Origin of the sequence: Paenibacillus polysaccharolyticus, from assembly GCF_900102085.1 — a bacterium.
Classification (GTDB): domain Bacteria; phylum Bacillota; class Bacilli; order Paenibacillales; family Paenibacillaceae; genus Paenibacillus; species Paenibacillus polysaccharolyticus.
This window is the reverse complement of sequence record NZ_FMVM01000015.1, coordinates 21,479-37,098: the sequence shown is the minus strand read 5'-3', so window position 1 is coordinate 37,098 and position 15,620 is coordinate 21,479. Positions and strand designations below refer to the sequence as shown.

The following is a 15,620-nucleotide window of genomic DNA, read 5'->3' as shown; positions in this document are numbered from 1 at the left end:
AGCCTGTTTGAAAATCTAACGATCACAGATGACGCTATTTGCGTTTTTTCAGTGGAAAATCATCATCTTTAATGCATTTTGGCCGAAATAGCGTCGCTGGAGATCGTTAGATTTCTAAATGTGTGAAAATCAGCCTAATAAGGTCACTGGTGATCGTTAGAGTTGAGCGTGTTGCCTAGGTCGTGTCTTAAACCTCACTGAAATGGATTTTTTCACCTTTTAATCCTGCTGCGACACTTTCCCTTCACAAGCTGCCCCGGCACGCCTGCGAGAAACTTCCTCCAATCCTCATTCCCCTACTGCTTCCACGCATTCGCTTCTTTCACCACTTCTGCACCGCCTGCGGACATGAACTCCTGTACAAACTCATCGAATTCACGGAGTGGTCGCTCACCTGTAATAAACGAGATATAGGCTTTGTTCTTCAATCGGATTAACGAATCGCTATATTTAGCCAGAGCGGGTGTAGCGACCTCCAGCGCATTATAAATGCCGTCCTGATCGAGGTGTAGCGTTGAAGCCCATTGTTCCCGTTCTCCCGTCTCTTTCAGCGGAACCGTCATGCCGATATTGGCACCAATCGTATTCTGATACCCGAACATGGTGTCATATGGTGGCATAATGACGATGTTTTTCGGCTCGGCCGTTGTCCAGACCCAGTGTTTATTTTGCACGCCATAGGTCATGCTTGTTGCTTTATTTGGATCAGGGCTTGCACTAACCTCATCCAAAATACGCAGAATCATCTCCAGCTTGCCCGGCTCCTTGACCGCATCTGCTCCGATCGCGGTGAAGCTCATCAACATGTCATTGCCTTTCGAACCGCGTTGTCCGTGAGGCCCGATGAAGGGTTGGCCTAAAGTAACCCGAGCTTCAGGGAACTTGCCCGTTAATTCTTTTACATTAAAAGTTGCTTGGACTGGGCTTTTCACCACTTTACCGTCACGTTCAACATGCCAATCCTCATAATCGCCATCCTGAACCCAGTGGTAGTAGTTACCCATTGAGGTCATCCCGATTTTACCGTTAATAAACGCATGGGACAGATGTTTGTAACCGCCCTTATTCTCGCCAGTGACAAACTCGGGATCGATTACACCGTCCTTGTACCATTTCCGCAGGTAGGTCAGTGCTTCCTTCATATCGGGCTGCAACGCACCAATAACTTTCTTCCCATCCTTCGTGCCGAAGTATAGTTGATCTGCAAAAACAATCTGACCGAAGGCTCCGAATACCACATTCATGCCTTCACTAGACAAACCATACGTGTCCTGGATGCCGTTGCCGTCGGGATCATCAAAGGTAAATGCATAGATAACCTTCTCGAATTCCGCCAGCGTCTGCGGAATGGACAAACCCAGCTTGTTCAGCCAATCCTGCCGATATACCACCGGTGTACGGTAGATGTTCGTTGGATTGATGACAGGAATGCCGTAATACTTCCCGTCTATAACTCCTGCATGTTCATAGGCCGGGGCTTGTTCATGGATGATACGCATGAGATTTGGGGCATATTGCTTCAGCGTCTCTACCGGAATCTCGGCAAGCACCCCTTGCTGCTGATATTTCAACAAATCCTGCGGCTGACGGATACGAAATAGGTCGGGAATGTTACCTTGGGCTAACTTCATATCGAGAAGTGACTCATATTTGTTGTTTTCCATATTCCAGATGTCCAGATCTACATCAAATTGCTCTTCCACCTGTTTCAACATCTCGGCATCTTGCGGAACGGGCAGATTCTGATGCAACGTCCAAGAGATGTGATATTTGACTTTGCCCGAAGGAGAGGATGGCGTGCCGTTCAGCTCTGATTCGACTACAGCACTGGGTCCGGTCAGCAGATTACATCCGCCAAGAATAACACCCGCCAACGTCAGCAGTGCCGTAGTCAGAAACACCCGATAGCGATAAGGAACTTTCGCTCCTGCCTTCTGTTCCTTCACCTTCATCCGATCCATCCTCCTCATCCTTATGATCCTGCCTCGGATATTGCTGCCGAAGAGAGATTGCGTACATAGTTGCCCGGTGTACAGCCGTACATTTCTTTGAAACGTTTAATGAAATAGGCGGTTGTGCCGTAACCAACCGAGCTTGCAACCCGGTCAATGGTCATGTTGTTGTTTTCAATCAACAGCTTGGCCTGCTCCATCCGCCTTGATGTGACATAGTCGGTGTAGGTGACACCCATTTCTTCCTTGAAAAGCTTGCTCAGATACTTTGGACTAAGGAATACTTTGCTTCCAACAGCCTCAAGTGAGAGGTCGTCCGAAAGATTGGCTTCAATATATTGCTTCGCCAGCTCGATGGTGGAGACGGCTCGATCACTGTTGCGATTCTCGGTTTCTTCTATAAATGTGGTGATCGATGCTGTCAGCCAGTTGCGGTATGCCAATATATCATGCAGATTTGTATATTCGTGATACAGATCAGGGTGTCCGAACTGCAACGGGTGCTTATAACGCACGTTTTTGGCAACATCCGAGTAGATAAACACCATATTTGACAGGATAAAATGGCAATAATCCGCAGGAAACTGTCCTTCCCGCATCTGTTCAACCACTTGTTCGATGGTGCCTACAGCCTCATCAAGTTGCCTGCTCTGAAGTTTGTCTCTGAACTTGGCCAGCAAAGTCTGCGGAATTTCATCCAGGCTGTGCTCACGCTGAAGCAGGGAATGATCTTTCAGAATGTGCAGTTCTGGCAAAAGATAAGCATATTTCATCAAGGCTTGCGCTTCGTTGAAGCTCTGATGAATATCACGGAGATCCTTGACCCAACAGCCTGTAGACAGCTGAATGTCTGGTTGCAACTGCTGACGTGTCTCTGCAAGCAGCAGCTCGGCGAACTTGTCCAATAATGCTTCTGAAGCCACATCCGTACATAGAATGATGGCAAATCGTTTATCTGGAAGTTCTTCTGCAATGAGACGGCTATCTTGCAAGGACAAGCATTCCAGCCCGTGCATCAGTTTGGCAATGGTCTCAGGCTGTTTGGATGAGCCACTTTCAGCAATTGCCGCACCGGTATTCATCAGCATACAGCAGTATTCCTTGTATTGTCTTGCGATACCGAGAGCAGCACGTTCCTCTTTCCATGGCCTGTGTTCCGGATTACCTTGCAAAAGGTTAAGCACAGCCTTGTGCCTTACAGCCGCGCTGTTCGCATGTACAGTCTCTTCGAGATGATTCACTTGTTCTTTGAGATGAAGAAAGGCATTATCGATCAGGCGAAATTCATTGGTAACCTGATGAGATGTAGTCCCTGAAAGATCCTTAATGCGGCCTACCAGTCGTTTGATCGGACTATAATTCGCACGTACAAGCACAGCGGATAAAATCAGCCCGATCAACAGTGCAATGAGACAGATCCCAAGAATAAGTTTCTGGATCATGATGGACTGTTCATAGTAGTAGCTGGATGGCGTAGCACTGTAGATCATCCATTGAGTCGATGGCAGGGTTTGATAGGAAACCACATAAGGCGAATCCCCAATCTTCTCGTCGAAGCTGCCTTTGGCATGGCCTAGCTTAAGCGCCTTTTTCAGACTTGCCGCGTACATATCAGACTGCCCGGAACTTTGTTCTTGCAATCGACTCACTGCATTCCCGGCAGCGTTGACGATCACGGTATGTTGATACTGGGAAGGCATCATATTCTCAATGATGGTATTCACGGCTTCTTCTTTGACATCTATGGCGATAATGACATCACTGGTTTCTCCTGTCGAGCGAAAAGGATAGCTGTGCGCATACGTAAACAAACCATTGGTATTCTCGCTTGTCTGACTGGAGAAAATGTCCTTTGGAATATGACGTACTGGCGTCCACAGGCTGTTATGTTTACTGGTGCGCATCTCCTGAAGCCAGTCCGCATAATACACAGACCCTTCGCTCTGATCTGCTTTATAGCGCAGTCCATAGAGCGAGGAGAGCATAATATTACGTGCAGGATAATAGAGATGAATGCCTTGAACAATATCGGTATTGGCAGCAACCTTGGCTTTGAGCAGTTCTTGCAGGTCTACCACCTGATTTAATTCATTTCGATCCTCCTGATCGGCAAAGAGACGAATATTGGCTGATTTATTAAGAGAGAGGTCAACATACATCTGTTGCACCCTCTTGAGTACGGTTCTTTCAATAGTACGTGCTGTATTTTCAAGAATCAGCTGATTCTTATTTCTTAATTCTTCATTGTAACTGCGTGAGAAATAGATATAGAAAAATGAGCAGATCAGCAGCACAATAACGATGACGATTGAACCATAAGACAGGGCTAGTCCCGCCCATGCAGAGCTCCACTTTTTCATCAAACATTCCTCCCGGCCCAAATTATACACTACCCGAATTCAGTAAGGTTCACGATTTATATTAACTTGATGTAAAATGTTGAGGATTTATGATATTGCGTCGAAATTGATACAATGACGAAATTGTTTTATTGCTGGTTTTGCGGCCCCAATGCTACATTGAGACCGTACCGAGACCAACTATTAAACGATGGGAGTCGACAAATTTGAAAACGAAAGTGATCAAACGCAACAAGAAGAGATTGTTCGCCGCAGCGATGGGAGTCGTTCTTTTATCCAATACCTTTGCCGCAAGCAACGTGCTCGCTGCATCAGATGAGACAACCATTCCATTGCCACCTCAACCAGAGTGGGGATATTTTGTAGACACGTACAAAAATAACACGGGTGCTGGCATGACTCTTGGTGGCAACCCGGCAATAGGTACTCTCTCGGAGTTTCTTAAACTATGGACACCGGGAACGTCTTGGGATAATGGTATAGTTCACAATCAATTGGTATTGGACCACAATATTGATTATGTTGTATATCGTGCTGAAACTCGCACAGCAAAAGATGAAGAAGATGCTTACTACACAGATCGAAGAAACCAGACGTATGGAGCGGTAGAGGGCTTGGGCGCTTTAACGGATGTATATCGTGAGATGTCGGGAACGGTCACTTCTATCACGTATATTCCACAAGAGGCATTAGCGAAGAAGTTTACAGATACGAATGATTCCAACAAAGGAGGAGACTCCGACTCTGAGCTTGGTAGTATGGTAGATTTGATTGGTAAAGTGCGGGGGAACTATGCCTCAACACAACAAGCAAAGAAATTCTATCAATATAAGCGACCTTTCCGTTGGAAAGATGACACTGTGATCGTGCCTACACTGATCCCTGTTAAAAATAGTGATCCAGCCAACGACGGCGGATTCCCGAGTGGTCACACCAATGCCTCCTACCTTGCAGCAATCGCACTGGCATATTCTGTTCCTGAGCGATTTCAGGAATTAATGACACGCGCATCTGAAATGGGAGATGACCGGATTGTAGCCGGCATGCACTCACCGCTTGATGTTATGGGAGGACGTGTACTGGCGACGGCATTTGCAGCTTCGGCTTTGAATGATCCAGACAATCAACAGTTGAAAAAAGATGCGTACAAGCAGGCACATGATATCCTGTTGAAACAAAATGGAACAGCAGAAGATCGGTTCACGGATTATCAGAAGAATAAAGAAGAATACACTCAACGTTTAACATATGGATTCCCGCAGATCGATTCAACGAACGAACCTGTTGCTGTACCTAAAGGTGCAGAAGTGTTGCTTGAAACCAGACAGCCTTACTTGTCCGACCAGCAACGTCGTGCAGTACTGGCGACAACAGCTATTGCTTCCGGTTATCCGGTATTGGATGATCCAGAAGGTTGGGGGCGTCTTAACTTGTTTGCTGCTGCAGATGGATACGGTGCGTTCAATCATGACGTGAAAGTAACGATGGATGCGGCTAAAGGCGGATTCAATGCACAGGATGTGTGGAGAAACGATATTTCCGGTACAGGTAAATTGACGAAAGAAGGCAGCGGTACCCTGAAATTAAGAGGTAACAACACGTATTCCGGTGGTACAGAGATCAACGGAGGTACATTGGAAGGCGACACGCCTTCGGCATTTGGTACAGGTAACGTTACAAACAACAGCGGTACAGTGACCGAAAGTGTATACGGAAAATGGAACATTGAAGGGAACTTCACTCAAGGATCAACAGGGGTGTTGGAACTGAATGTAGCGACAGCTTCAGATGTACTTGATGTGAAAGGTACGATTCAAGCAGCTGGGGAGTTGGATGTGAATTTTGGTAACGGTTATGTACCGGGTGCAGGTACGTTCACACTAGTTACTCATGGTACAAACCAAAGAACGGGTCAGTTCTCCTCCGTTAACGTCCAAGGACTACCGTCAAAATACAGCACACAAGTTGTATATGAAAACAATCGTATTGCTTTAGTGATCACAGATACAACCAACACAGGAACTACACCAGGAAATGGTGGCGGCGGTTCTTCGACTGCACCTTCAACAGGCACACAGCCTAGCCCAGGTACAACGACACCATCGACAGGAACACAACCTGTACCAGGCACAACAACGCCATCGACGGGCACACAGCCTAATCCAGGTACAACGACAAGTCCGTTCAAATCTGGAGTTGTTAACCCGGATAGTTTGCTGAAAACAGTAAGCGATGCTATTGCGGCAACCCAGAATCAACAATTCGCCGTTCGTGATATCGCGAGTCACTGGGCTAACGAAAATATTAACATTGCCCTGAAACTGCGTGTCGTTAACGGTTATGAGAACGGATCGTTTAAGCCGAATGCTCCTGTAACACGAGCTGAATTTACAGCAATGATTGCACGTGCTTTTGGACTTAGTGAGAATAAAGCAGCAAATAGCTTCAAAGATGCAGGTTCTAACTGGGCTGCTGGATATATCGGTGCTCTGGCAGATAAGGGTGTAATCGGTGGATACACAGATGGCTCCTTCAAGCCGAATGCAACGATCACTCGTGCCGAGATGATTGCTATCATTGCTCGTGTTCTCGATCTGAATACGTTGGCTACGGATGCTCCGACTAAATTCAGTGATGTAAAAGCCGGAAACTGGGCTGCTGAAGCGATTGAACTTGCTTCATCCGCGAAGCTGGTTAATGGATTGACAGCTTCCGAGTTCGCGCCAAACGGCAAATCAACTCGCGCTGAAGCGGTAACGATCATCATCCGTGCGCTGGAAAGCGACAGCACAATCAAATCATTGATTGCAGGTCTGTAATTCAAATCTCATCCCATCTCATCCTACTATGATCGATCAAGATTGCCGGGGCGGTTCGCATATGCGAGCCGTTTCGGTTTTTTTGTTGTGAATGATGCTGTAGACATCTATGTCATCCGAGTTTGTAGTAAAATATGGATTAGACGGATTTTTGATCGATACGAGCTTGTAATGGACACCAAATAAGAAAAAGAAGCATTCATAGGGACGGGAAGCTTATCATTGTATGAATATGTAATATAATGGTATTATGATAATGTAACTGTAAGAAAATCGTATCAAAAGGTGTTTTGGGAAAGGAGGTTAATACGCTACGAAGTATTGCAACTATGAGGTACACATCAAACGATGTGGCACATCACAATCCACCGTAGAGGTTTGCATACATCAAAATGTAAGCGCTTCATAATGTGATGATAATCAGGAGGGATGTTCACATGACTCAACGTTTGGTAAAAAAATGGACGAGTATGCTACTGTTCATCGCCATGGTTGCTTCCGTTTTTGCTTTTCCTGCTTCAAAGAGCCATGCAGCCACCATTCAGGTGACAGACAATGGTTCCCGAATCGAGGTAAATACCGGTTCAGGACTTGTGTATGTGGTCAACAAAACGAATGGGGATATCATCTCGGCCAAGATGAACGGAACGGAGCTGAACAGTAATAGAGGATCACATATTGGTTCAGGTTTAGGGTCATCCGCGAATGTGATGTGGAATAGATCACCTTCGGGTTCAACGGTGTTGATCAGCGTTTCAACCAACACGCTGACTCATTATTATGCTTCGCGCGGCGGCGAGAACATCATCTATATGGCCACCCATATTACGGCACAGCCGTCTATTGGAGAGCTTCGCTATATTTTCCGCGGCAATGGGAGTGTGCTGACCGGTGTGCCGGTGAACTCGAACAACAGGGGTAATACGGGGGCGATTGAAAGTCAGGATGTATTCGGATTCGCGAATGGACAGTCAGCTTCTAAATATTATGGTAACGATCAGGCGAAAGACCTGTCTGTTCGAGGGGTAACGGGCAACGGAGTTGGTGTATTCATGGCTTACGGCAACCGAGAGAAAAGCTCAGGCGGGCCTTTCTTCCGTGATATTCAGTTCCAGAGCGGCTCTGAGACGGAAGTCTATAATTATATGAACTCGGGGCATGCCCAGACGGAGAACTGGCGTCTTGGTCTGCATGGGCCGTATGCCCTTATTTTTACAACTGGAGGAACACCTGCCGCACCTGATTTTAGCTGGATGTCAGGATTAAATCTGCAAGGATGGGTGAGCAGTCGAGGTAATGTGGTGTTGAATGGACTTTCTGGCATGGAGGCAGGTTACGCCTACACGATTGGATTTGCGAACAGCAACGCTCAGTATTGGGCAAATGCATCATCTGGCGGGTCTGCTACCAGGTACGGCATGATTCCGGGAACATATACCATGACGGTGTATAAAGGTGAGCTTGCCGTATACACGGAAAATGTGAACGTGAATGCGGGACAAACTACAACGGTGAATACCCGCACCATCAACAATGATCCGAACAAAGCCTCCAGCATCTGGCGGATTGGGAACTGGGACGGGACACCGCGGGAATTCCTGAACGGACAGACGATTCCGATTCGTCATCCTTCGGACAGTCGCAACCCAAGCTGGGGGCCGGTAACGTATACTCCGGGCAGTGCAACGAATCGTTTTCCGGCTATTCAATTCCGGGGTCAGAACTCGCCTACAACGGTGAATTTTAACTTAAATGCAGCGCAGGCATCCTCCTCACATGTGCTGAATATCGGTATCACAGCTGCTTACAATAATGGCCGACCAAGTGTAACTATTAATGGACGCACATTAAGTAATCCAGCGCCTTCTGCTCAGCCGAACTCTCGTAGTTTCACCATCGGCACGTACCGGGGTAACAATACCACCTTTAGCTGGAATATTCCCGCATCACACTTTGTTAATGGCCCAAATACAATCACCATTACACCGATCAGCGGCTCCAGCGACCTTGGCAATTGGTTAAGTGCAGGTTGGGTGTACGATTGTGTGGAACTGCTGAATTAACGAAATAAGCAATAGCTTGAGTAGCCTGACTGAATGGATAACATGAGGTCGGGCTGCTTTTTTATACTTTTCATCATAAATAGCATTGCGATGTAGACCGTTTCCCTCTTCGCTGGAGAAGCGGTTCCGTATAGTGGTATAATTTTCAATACATAATGATGAGAAGAAGGAACGGAGGCACGATGATGAACGAAGAATTATTGGAGCAACTGGAAACTTGGCATGAGCAAAACGAGTACGAGAAAATTGTAGAAGCAGTGCAGGAGATTCCTGCGGAAGAGAGAGACTATGAGCTAGTGAATCACTTGGGCCGGGCTTTAAACAATCTGGAGCGTTATGAAGAAGCTGTGGAGCAATTCCTGACCGTGGCCGAAGAGGGAGCAGATGATCCACTCTGGCAGTATCGCGTTGGACTGGCTTATTACTATCTGGAACAATACGACAAGGCAGAGCAAGCTTTTGAACGATCCGACGAACTGGAGCCGGGGGATGAAGATACGCTGGAGTTTCTGGAATGGATTCGCAACAGGGACGATGAGGAAGAAGAGGATGAGGACGCGGACGAGGGCGTAACGGGTGAAGATGACGAAGACGGTGAGTTGGAAAAAACAACAGCCGAAGAGCAACCGGTAGTGATCTCTTCTATGCCTTTAGTCCATGATGATCCAGTACCCGTATCCGGTGAATTCTGGAATGACAGTGAATTGGCTCTGGAGCAGTATGTGTCTGATCTGCCAAGCGATGGCTTGATTGAATCGGTGGAAGAACAACTTGTATTCCGCTTGCCTGCCTCTTACATTGAGATGATGAAGGAACATAACGGTGGCATTCCGTATAACCGCTTCTTCCCGGTGACGAACGAAGAGTCGGGAGAGACCGGGTATGTTGAGATTGAGGGGATATTAGGGATCGGCCGCGAGAAACGTCATGCCCTATGCGGTGAAGAAGGAAGCTGGGCTGTGATTGAACGTGATGGTTATCCCGAGATTGGGGTGGTCATTGCGAAAGCGCCTGCCGAAGCAGGGGTTGTCATGCTGGACTATCGTTCCTTCGGCAATGATGGTGAGCCAGAGGTCGTCTACGTAGATAAGAACCAGCGAAAGATTACACCGCTCGCACCGAACTTTGAAACGTTTATCCAAGGGTTAACGCGATAAACACTTTGATGAACAACCGGGTTTACGCCTTACGTGCCAAAAGATGAAAAGCAGTTACAATTAAAAAAACATCCTAAATGAACGAGAAGCCGCAGGGTGCACCCCCATGCGGCTTCTCGTCTGCGGTGTACCCTATGTTGCAAGGCCTTTATCTGCCATTGTTGTAGTTTACACTCCTCAATCGCAGATTCGAGGATGTTTTCCCGTACGTTCTTTCGTTATTATGCCGGGAATCCGCCGTCTGGAGGCGGCCATGCGCCATAGAAACGGCGAAGCAGCACAATCTCGCCGAGATGATAAGAGTTATGTGAGGCGATATTGCGCAGTAATCCACCTTTGGTTTCGCCTGGGAAAAAGAGAAGCGGATCATTCAGTTGTGCGGTTTCTGCGATGGATACGGCTTGATCAATTCCACCCAGGAATGCCTGAATATCCTCTTGCCAAGTTGCTTCATCCTGTGGGCCTGTCTCTACCGGCCAGCTCTCGCTTACGTTGGCTGGCATCTGCGGCTTGCGCCCCTCAACATGCTCCAGCATGAAATTCTGCCAGTAGTGCATATGTTTAACCAATTGATAAATGGTATAGGGCATAGCCTCATGCGTACGTCCCGCCAGCTCCACATCAATATCGGGCAGTGCTTTGGTTATGCGAATATGTCCGCGCTCCCCTACGAGGGATTTAACAAGGGCTTGTCCAAAACTCTGATTTACATCTGACATGTGTGATCTTCCTCTCTATAAGAACAGGCTCTGGCCTGTCATTATGTCCATTATACAATTAAATTGCAGAAAATTAAAAAGTGGAAACAGGGACCTGATTTGGAAACACGTATGATATAATAGTATAAATAAAAATTAAGACCTCTGGGTCGAGGAGGAAGCTCCTGTGAAGGTCATTCTGGTTGATGATGAACGTCTTGCGTTGATCGGACTGCAAAAGTTATTAGAGAAAGAAGTAAGCGGCATTCAGATTGCTGCCAGCTATATGAATCCGGCTGAGGTGATGGCAGGTGTTGTGCTGCATCGGCCGGATGTGGTATTTCTGGATATCCATATGCCAGAAATAGATGGAATGGACTTGGGGCGGCGAATTCAGGTCGCGGTGCCCGGTACTGAGATTATTTTTGTCACCAGCTATGATCAATATGCAGTTCATGCCTTTGAACTTCAGGCATTGGATTATGTGATGAAGCCCGTGCAGACGGAACGTCTCAAGCGGACGTTGCAACGTGTGCGGGAGAAGCTTGCCGTCAGATGTGAACAGCGAGTGATGGATACAGAAGTTCCCTTGATCTGCTGCTTCAATCAAATAAGCTTTAAACTGCCAGGCAAAGAGCCGCAGATCGCCAAGTGGCGTACCAGCAAAGCTCAGGAGTTGTTTGCCTACCTTCTACATCATCGGAACCGGGTTATTTATCGCAGTGTGCTGCTGGACCTGATGTGGCCGGGAATGGAAGAAGAGAAGACAGCGCATCAACTCTACACTACGATGTATCATGTTCGTCAGACATTGAAGGCTTGTGGTATGGATATGATTAAAATTCAAAGTGCGCATCTGGAAGCGGGATACAAGCTTGAAGTGGGGGATGCTCAGCTGGACAGTGAGCAGTGGGAGCAGGAGATGAAAGCATGGAGGGAAGTGCAGCCCGGAACAGTTCAAGCTTATGAACAGGCATTATATCGGTACAAGGGCACCTATTTTGGACAATACGACTTTATTTGGGCTGAACCTGAGCGGGAGAGATTACGTTACCTGTGGTTGTACCATATGAGACAACTCAATCTCTATTATCTCAAGCAGGATGAGAACGAACGTGTAGTCGAGAACATGCAGCAGATTCAGCAGATGTTACCTGACGAAGAAGAAAGCTACTTCATGCTCATGAAACTATATGATGAGATAAATCATGACCTTGGTGTAGAAGAGCAATACCGGCTCTTAATGAGCAGAATGGAGCAGGACTTGGGCATTCCAATTAGTGAAGAGATTCGTCATTGGTATCGTGACTGGAAGCTGGGCTTAACTGAGCCGGGGCAAACGATGGGATGAAGGCACAGGATAAAGGATGGGTAAAGCGTTATCACTACATATGGATAATGTTGGTTATTTTTGCTGTATTGCTAGGTACGCGTTGGGTGTGGTTTCAGTTATTTCCGATTACGGATGAACATCGCGCCGTGAATGGCGTCATTGACTTGCGAGGGGGCGATCTGGAACAGTCTCCTGTGATGTATCTGAACGGAGAGTGGGAGCTGTACTCGCATGAACTATTAACGGGTCAGCAGCTTATGAACAAAGGGGAGAATGCCAAAGGAAAGCTTGTTCGGGTTCCAGGGGACTGGAGGGAGGAGCTTAAACCGGATGGGGGGAATTCACTTGGATATGCGACATATCGATTGCGTATTTTGACTGATCCACTTCAGACATCCGTGACCTTCTGGTTCAAAGATATCCGCAGTGCATCCGATGTCGAGATTAACGGAGAGAACGCTTATCGTATGGGACGAGTGACGGACAATGAAGTGAGCTATGTACCCAGGGGCACGGCTTTTACAGCCACCTATGATCAGGAAGGTACGACATCCATTGAACTGCTTGTTCGTGTAGCCAATTATGACAGCCCTTATAAGGGTGGGATTAGCAAACCTGTCCGTTTCGGCTCGGAAGCTGCTGTAGAATATGCACGCTGGTGTTCCATTGGTTTTCAACTGGCGATCTTTCTTGTGCTGATGCTGCATGGAATGTACGCCTGTATTTTGTATGCTTTCAATCCGCAAGAGCGGGCCTTGCTGGTTTCAGCTATTCTTACATCTTCGGTTGGTTTCATTATTATGGCTGGTCATGATAACCTCTTGATGCTGTGGCTACCGATAAACTATACATGGGGAGTCAAGCTGCGGGTCATCTGTGTAATGTTGCAAAATGCTTGTATCCTGCTGTTATTCCAGAGACTGGCTCTCGTTCATATCCGAAAAAAATGGCTTCAAATTTATGCAGCTGTCACTTTAGCTTATATTGCTGTCATTCTGGTCGTGCCTATCAGCGTTGTTTATGCGATGAGTCATTACTATGTGATTAACCTGTTCACTATGATCTCAGCGTTCTGGTTCTTTTCAATTGTAGCAACGATGATCTTTAGAGTATCACTGGATCGGGATACGGTCTTCCTGCTTCTAACTGCTGGAGGTATTATATCGAACCTGTTATGGAGCGCAGCGGGGAGGTTCGGGGGCGACATGACCGTTTATTATCCGCTGGATATCGTGTTTGCGATTACGGGATTTTCGGCCTATTGGTTCAAAAAGTATTTTAGAAATGCCCACGAAATTATAGAGCTGAATAAGGAGCTGCAAAAAGGTGACAAGATCAAAGACCAGTTCCTCGCGAACACATCGCATGAGCTGCGAACACCGCTGCACGGAATCATTAACATTGCTCATAATGTCGTTATTCGGGAAAAAAGAAAGCTTGAAGCGCGCAGTGTAGAGGATATGGAGCTGCTTATTACGATCGGGCGCCGAATGTCTCATCTGCTTGGCGACCTGCTGGATGTTGTACGACTTAAAGAGCACCGTATTACACTGCAGTGTTCTCCGGTATCCGTACAATCTGTTGTGCCTGGCATCATGACGATGCTGGGATACATGGTTGAACGAAAGCCGGTGCAGCTGCAAATGGACATTAAAGAAGGTTTTCCTCAGGTCATGGCCGATGAGAAGCGACTTGTGCAGATTATGTATAACCTGTTGCATAATGCCCTTAAACATACAGAGGGAGGTACGATTACGGTAAGTGCCGAGCTTATTGAGAGCCATGCTCTAATTCATGTTGCCGATACAGGTACAGGTATGGACGAGGAAACGCAAGCGCGAATTTTTCTTCCGTATGAGCAGGGTCCCTATGATGAACGGGACGGACAGGGCATCGGGCTTGGATTAAATATCTGCAAACAGCTTGTTGAGCTGCATGGCGGATCACTGTCCGTGAGTTCCATGCCAGGGGCGGGCTCAATTTTCAGCTTTGATCTGCGGCTGGCTCAGCCAGCCGAGCAGGGAGATCCGCAACCGCAGCTGGCTGAGCCACTGCCTGCCGTGTGGGAGCAAAGCTCCAAGATGATGGAGGAAGCACTAAACGGCTTTGTGTTACAGCATACTGCTTCAGAACATACCGAATCCGCAGCGGCAGAAGAAATGCCCCCTCTTTTGCCAGAAGGAAAGTCATTCATTCTGGCTGTTGATGATGACCCGGTTAACCTTGAGGTGCTGGTCAGTATTCTTTCTAATGAGCCTTGTCTGATTACAACCGCTCGTTCAGGGCAGGAAGCGCTGGAATTATTAAATACACGCCAGTGGGATTTATTGATTACGGATGTAATGATGCCTTACATGTCGGGATATGAGCTGACCCGGAAGGTGCGTGAGCAGTTTTCCATGTCAGAGCTTCCCGTGCTGCTGCTCACGGCTCGAAGTCAGCCGCCAGACATTTATACCGGATTTGCGTCCGGAGCCAATGATTATATTACTAAACCGGTGGATGCCGTGGAGCTTAAATACCGGATACGAGCACTGACGATGCTGAATAAGTCTATCAAGGAGCGGCTGCGGATGGAAGCGGCCTATCTGCAGGCACAGATTCAGCCTCATTTCTTGTTTAATACGCTGAATTCACTGATGGTGCTGAGCGAGATAGATACGGATCATATGCGCAGGCTGGGAGAAGCTTTTTCATCTTACCTCCGCATCAGTTTTAACTACCTCAATACTGGAGAATTAGTGAGGTTGTCCCATGAGTTGGAGCTCGTCGAAGCGTATCTGTTTATCGAAAAAACACGATTTGAGGACCGGCTGTCTGTTGTCTTGGACATGGAGTCTAATCTCACGCTGCGTCTGCCTCCTCTATCCATTCAGCCTCTGGTGGAGAATGCGGTTAAACATGGTTTATTAAGCCGTACTGCCGGAGGAACGATATGGTTGAGCATTAACCGGTGTGAGGGTTACACCCGAATTGAGGTCAAGGATAATGGCAAAGGCATGCAAACTGAGCAAGTCGCCGCATTACAGGAAGCTTCCTGGAGCAGTAAAGGCGGGATTGGGATCGCGAACACAAACCGTAGATTGCTCCAGCGTTATGGCCGCGGACTAACCATTGTAAGTGAGCCGGGCGAGGGGACCACGGTATCTTTCGAGATTCCTGACAGTGAAACGGAATAACCCGTAGCTACGGAGTTTCGTTTCGGATCGAATAGCTAAACTCCTAACCTCCAAGGAAT

Annotated in this window: 8 protein-coding genes; 5 read left to right on the top strand and 3 right to left on the bottom strand. The window is 47.3% G+C overall.

Annotated features, from left to right (window positions below; all coding sequences use genetic code 11):
- Nucleotides 1–296: 296 nt before the first annotated feature.
- Nucleotides 297–1,952, bottom strand: coding sequence for an extracellular solute-binding protein (locus BLQ13_RS20195; protein ID WP_090923455.1), 1,656 nt, complete (start codon nt 1,950–1,952; stop codon nt 297–299).
- A 20-nt stretch (nt 1,953–1,972) separates the two neighbouring features.
- A complete protein-coding gene (locus BLQ13_RS20190; RefSeq protein ID WP_090923454.1) occupies nt 1,973–4,312 on the bottom strand; it encodes an AraC family transcriptional regulator in 2,340 nt (779 codons plus the stop codon).
- A gap of 221 nt (nt 4,313–4,533) precedes the next feature.
- Here BLQ13_RS20190 and BLQ13_RS20185 point away from each other — a divergent pair, with 221 nt between their 5' ends.
- From BLQ13_RS20185 to BLQ13_RS20175, 3 genes are all read left to right on the top strand, one after another.
- Entirely contained in the window at nt 4,534–7,131 is a 2,598-nt protein-coding gene (locus BLQ13_RS20185) for an S-layer homology domain-containing protein (RefSeq protein ID WP_420848953.1), read from the top strand.
- 437 nt (nt 7,132–7,568) lie between these two features.
- Nucleotides 7,569–9,194: a rhamnogalacturonan lyase B N-terminal domain-containing protein gene (locus BLQ13_RS20180; protein WP_090923450.1), complete on the top strand. Its 1,626-nt coding sequence runs from the start codon at nt 7,569–7,571 to the stop codon at nt 9,192–9,194.
- A 185-nt stretch (nt 9,195–9,379) separates the two neighbouring features.
- The gene (locus BLQ13_RS20175) at nt 9,380–10,351 is read left to right on the top strand and encodes an SMI1/KNR4 family protein (protein WP_090923448.1); all 972 of its coding nucleotides are present in this window, start codon (nt 9,380–9,382) and stop codon (nt 10,349–10,351) included.
- A gap of 221 nt (nt 10,352–10,572) precedes the next feature.
- Here the strand turns inward: BLQ13_RS20175 and BLQ13_RS20170 are convergent, their stop codons facing one another.
- A complete protein-coding gene (locus BLQ13_RS20170) occupies nt 10,573–11,070 on the bottom strand; it encodes a DinB family protein (RefSeq protein WP_090923447.1) in 498 nt (165 codons plus the stop codon).
- A gap of 166 nt (nt 11,071–11,236) precedes the next feature.
- Between BLQ13_RS20170 and BLQ13_RS20165 the strand changes: the two genes are divergently transcribed.
- Nucleotides 11,237–12,400, top strand: coding sequence for a response regulator (locus BLQ13_RS20165; RefSeq protein WP_090923446.1), 1,164 nt, complete (start codon nt 11,237–11,239; stop codon nt 12,398–12,400).
- A 179-nt stretch (nt 12,401–12,579) separates the two neighbouring features.
- On the top strand, nt 12,580–15,561 hold the full coding sequence (locus BLQ13_RS20160) for an ATP-binding response regulator (RefSeq protein ID WP_420848952.1): 2,982 nt from the start codon (nt 12,580–12,582) through the stop codon (nt 15,559–15,561).
- Nucleotides 15,562–15,620 lie beyond the last annotated feature (59 nt).

Excerpts from the sequence above, each read along its gene's own strand:
- BLQ13_RS20180 (WP_090923450.1), top strand. The coding sequence starts at position 7,569 with ATGACTCAACGTTTGGTAAAAAAATGGACGAGTATGCTACTGTTCATC.
- BLQ13_RS20175 (WP_090923448.1), top strand. The coding sequence starts at position 9,380 with ATGAACGAAGAATTATTGGAGCAACTGGAAACTTGGCATGAGCAAAAC.
- BLQ13_RS20170 (WP_090923447.1), bottom strand. The coding sequence starts at position 11,070 with ATGTCAGATGTAAATCAGAGTTTTGGACAAGCCCTTGTTAAATCCCTC.
- BLQ13_RS20195 (WP_090923455.1), bottom strand. The coding sequence starts at position 1,952 with ATGAAGGTGAAGGAACAGAAGGCAGGAGCGAAAGTTCCTTATCGCTAT.
- BLQ13_RS20160 (WP_420848952.1), top strand. The coding sequence starts at position 12,580 with ATGTATCTGAACGGAGAGTGGGAGCTGTACTCGCATGAACTATTAACG.
- BLQ13_RS20190 (WP_090923454.1), bottom strand. The coding sequence starts at position 4,312 with ATGAAAAAGTGGAGCTCTGCATGGGCGGGACTAGCCCTGTCTTATGGT.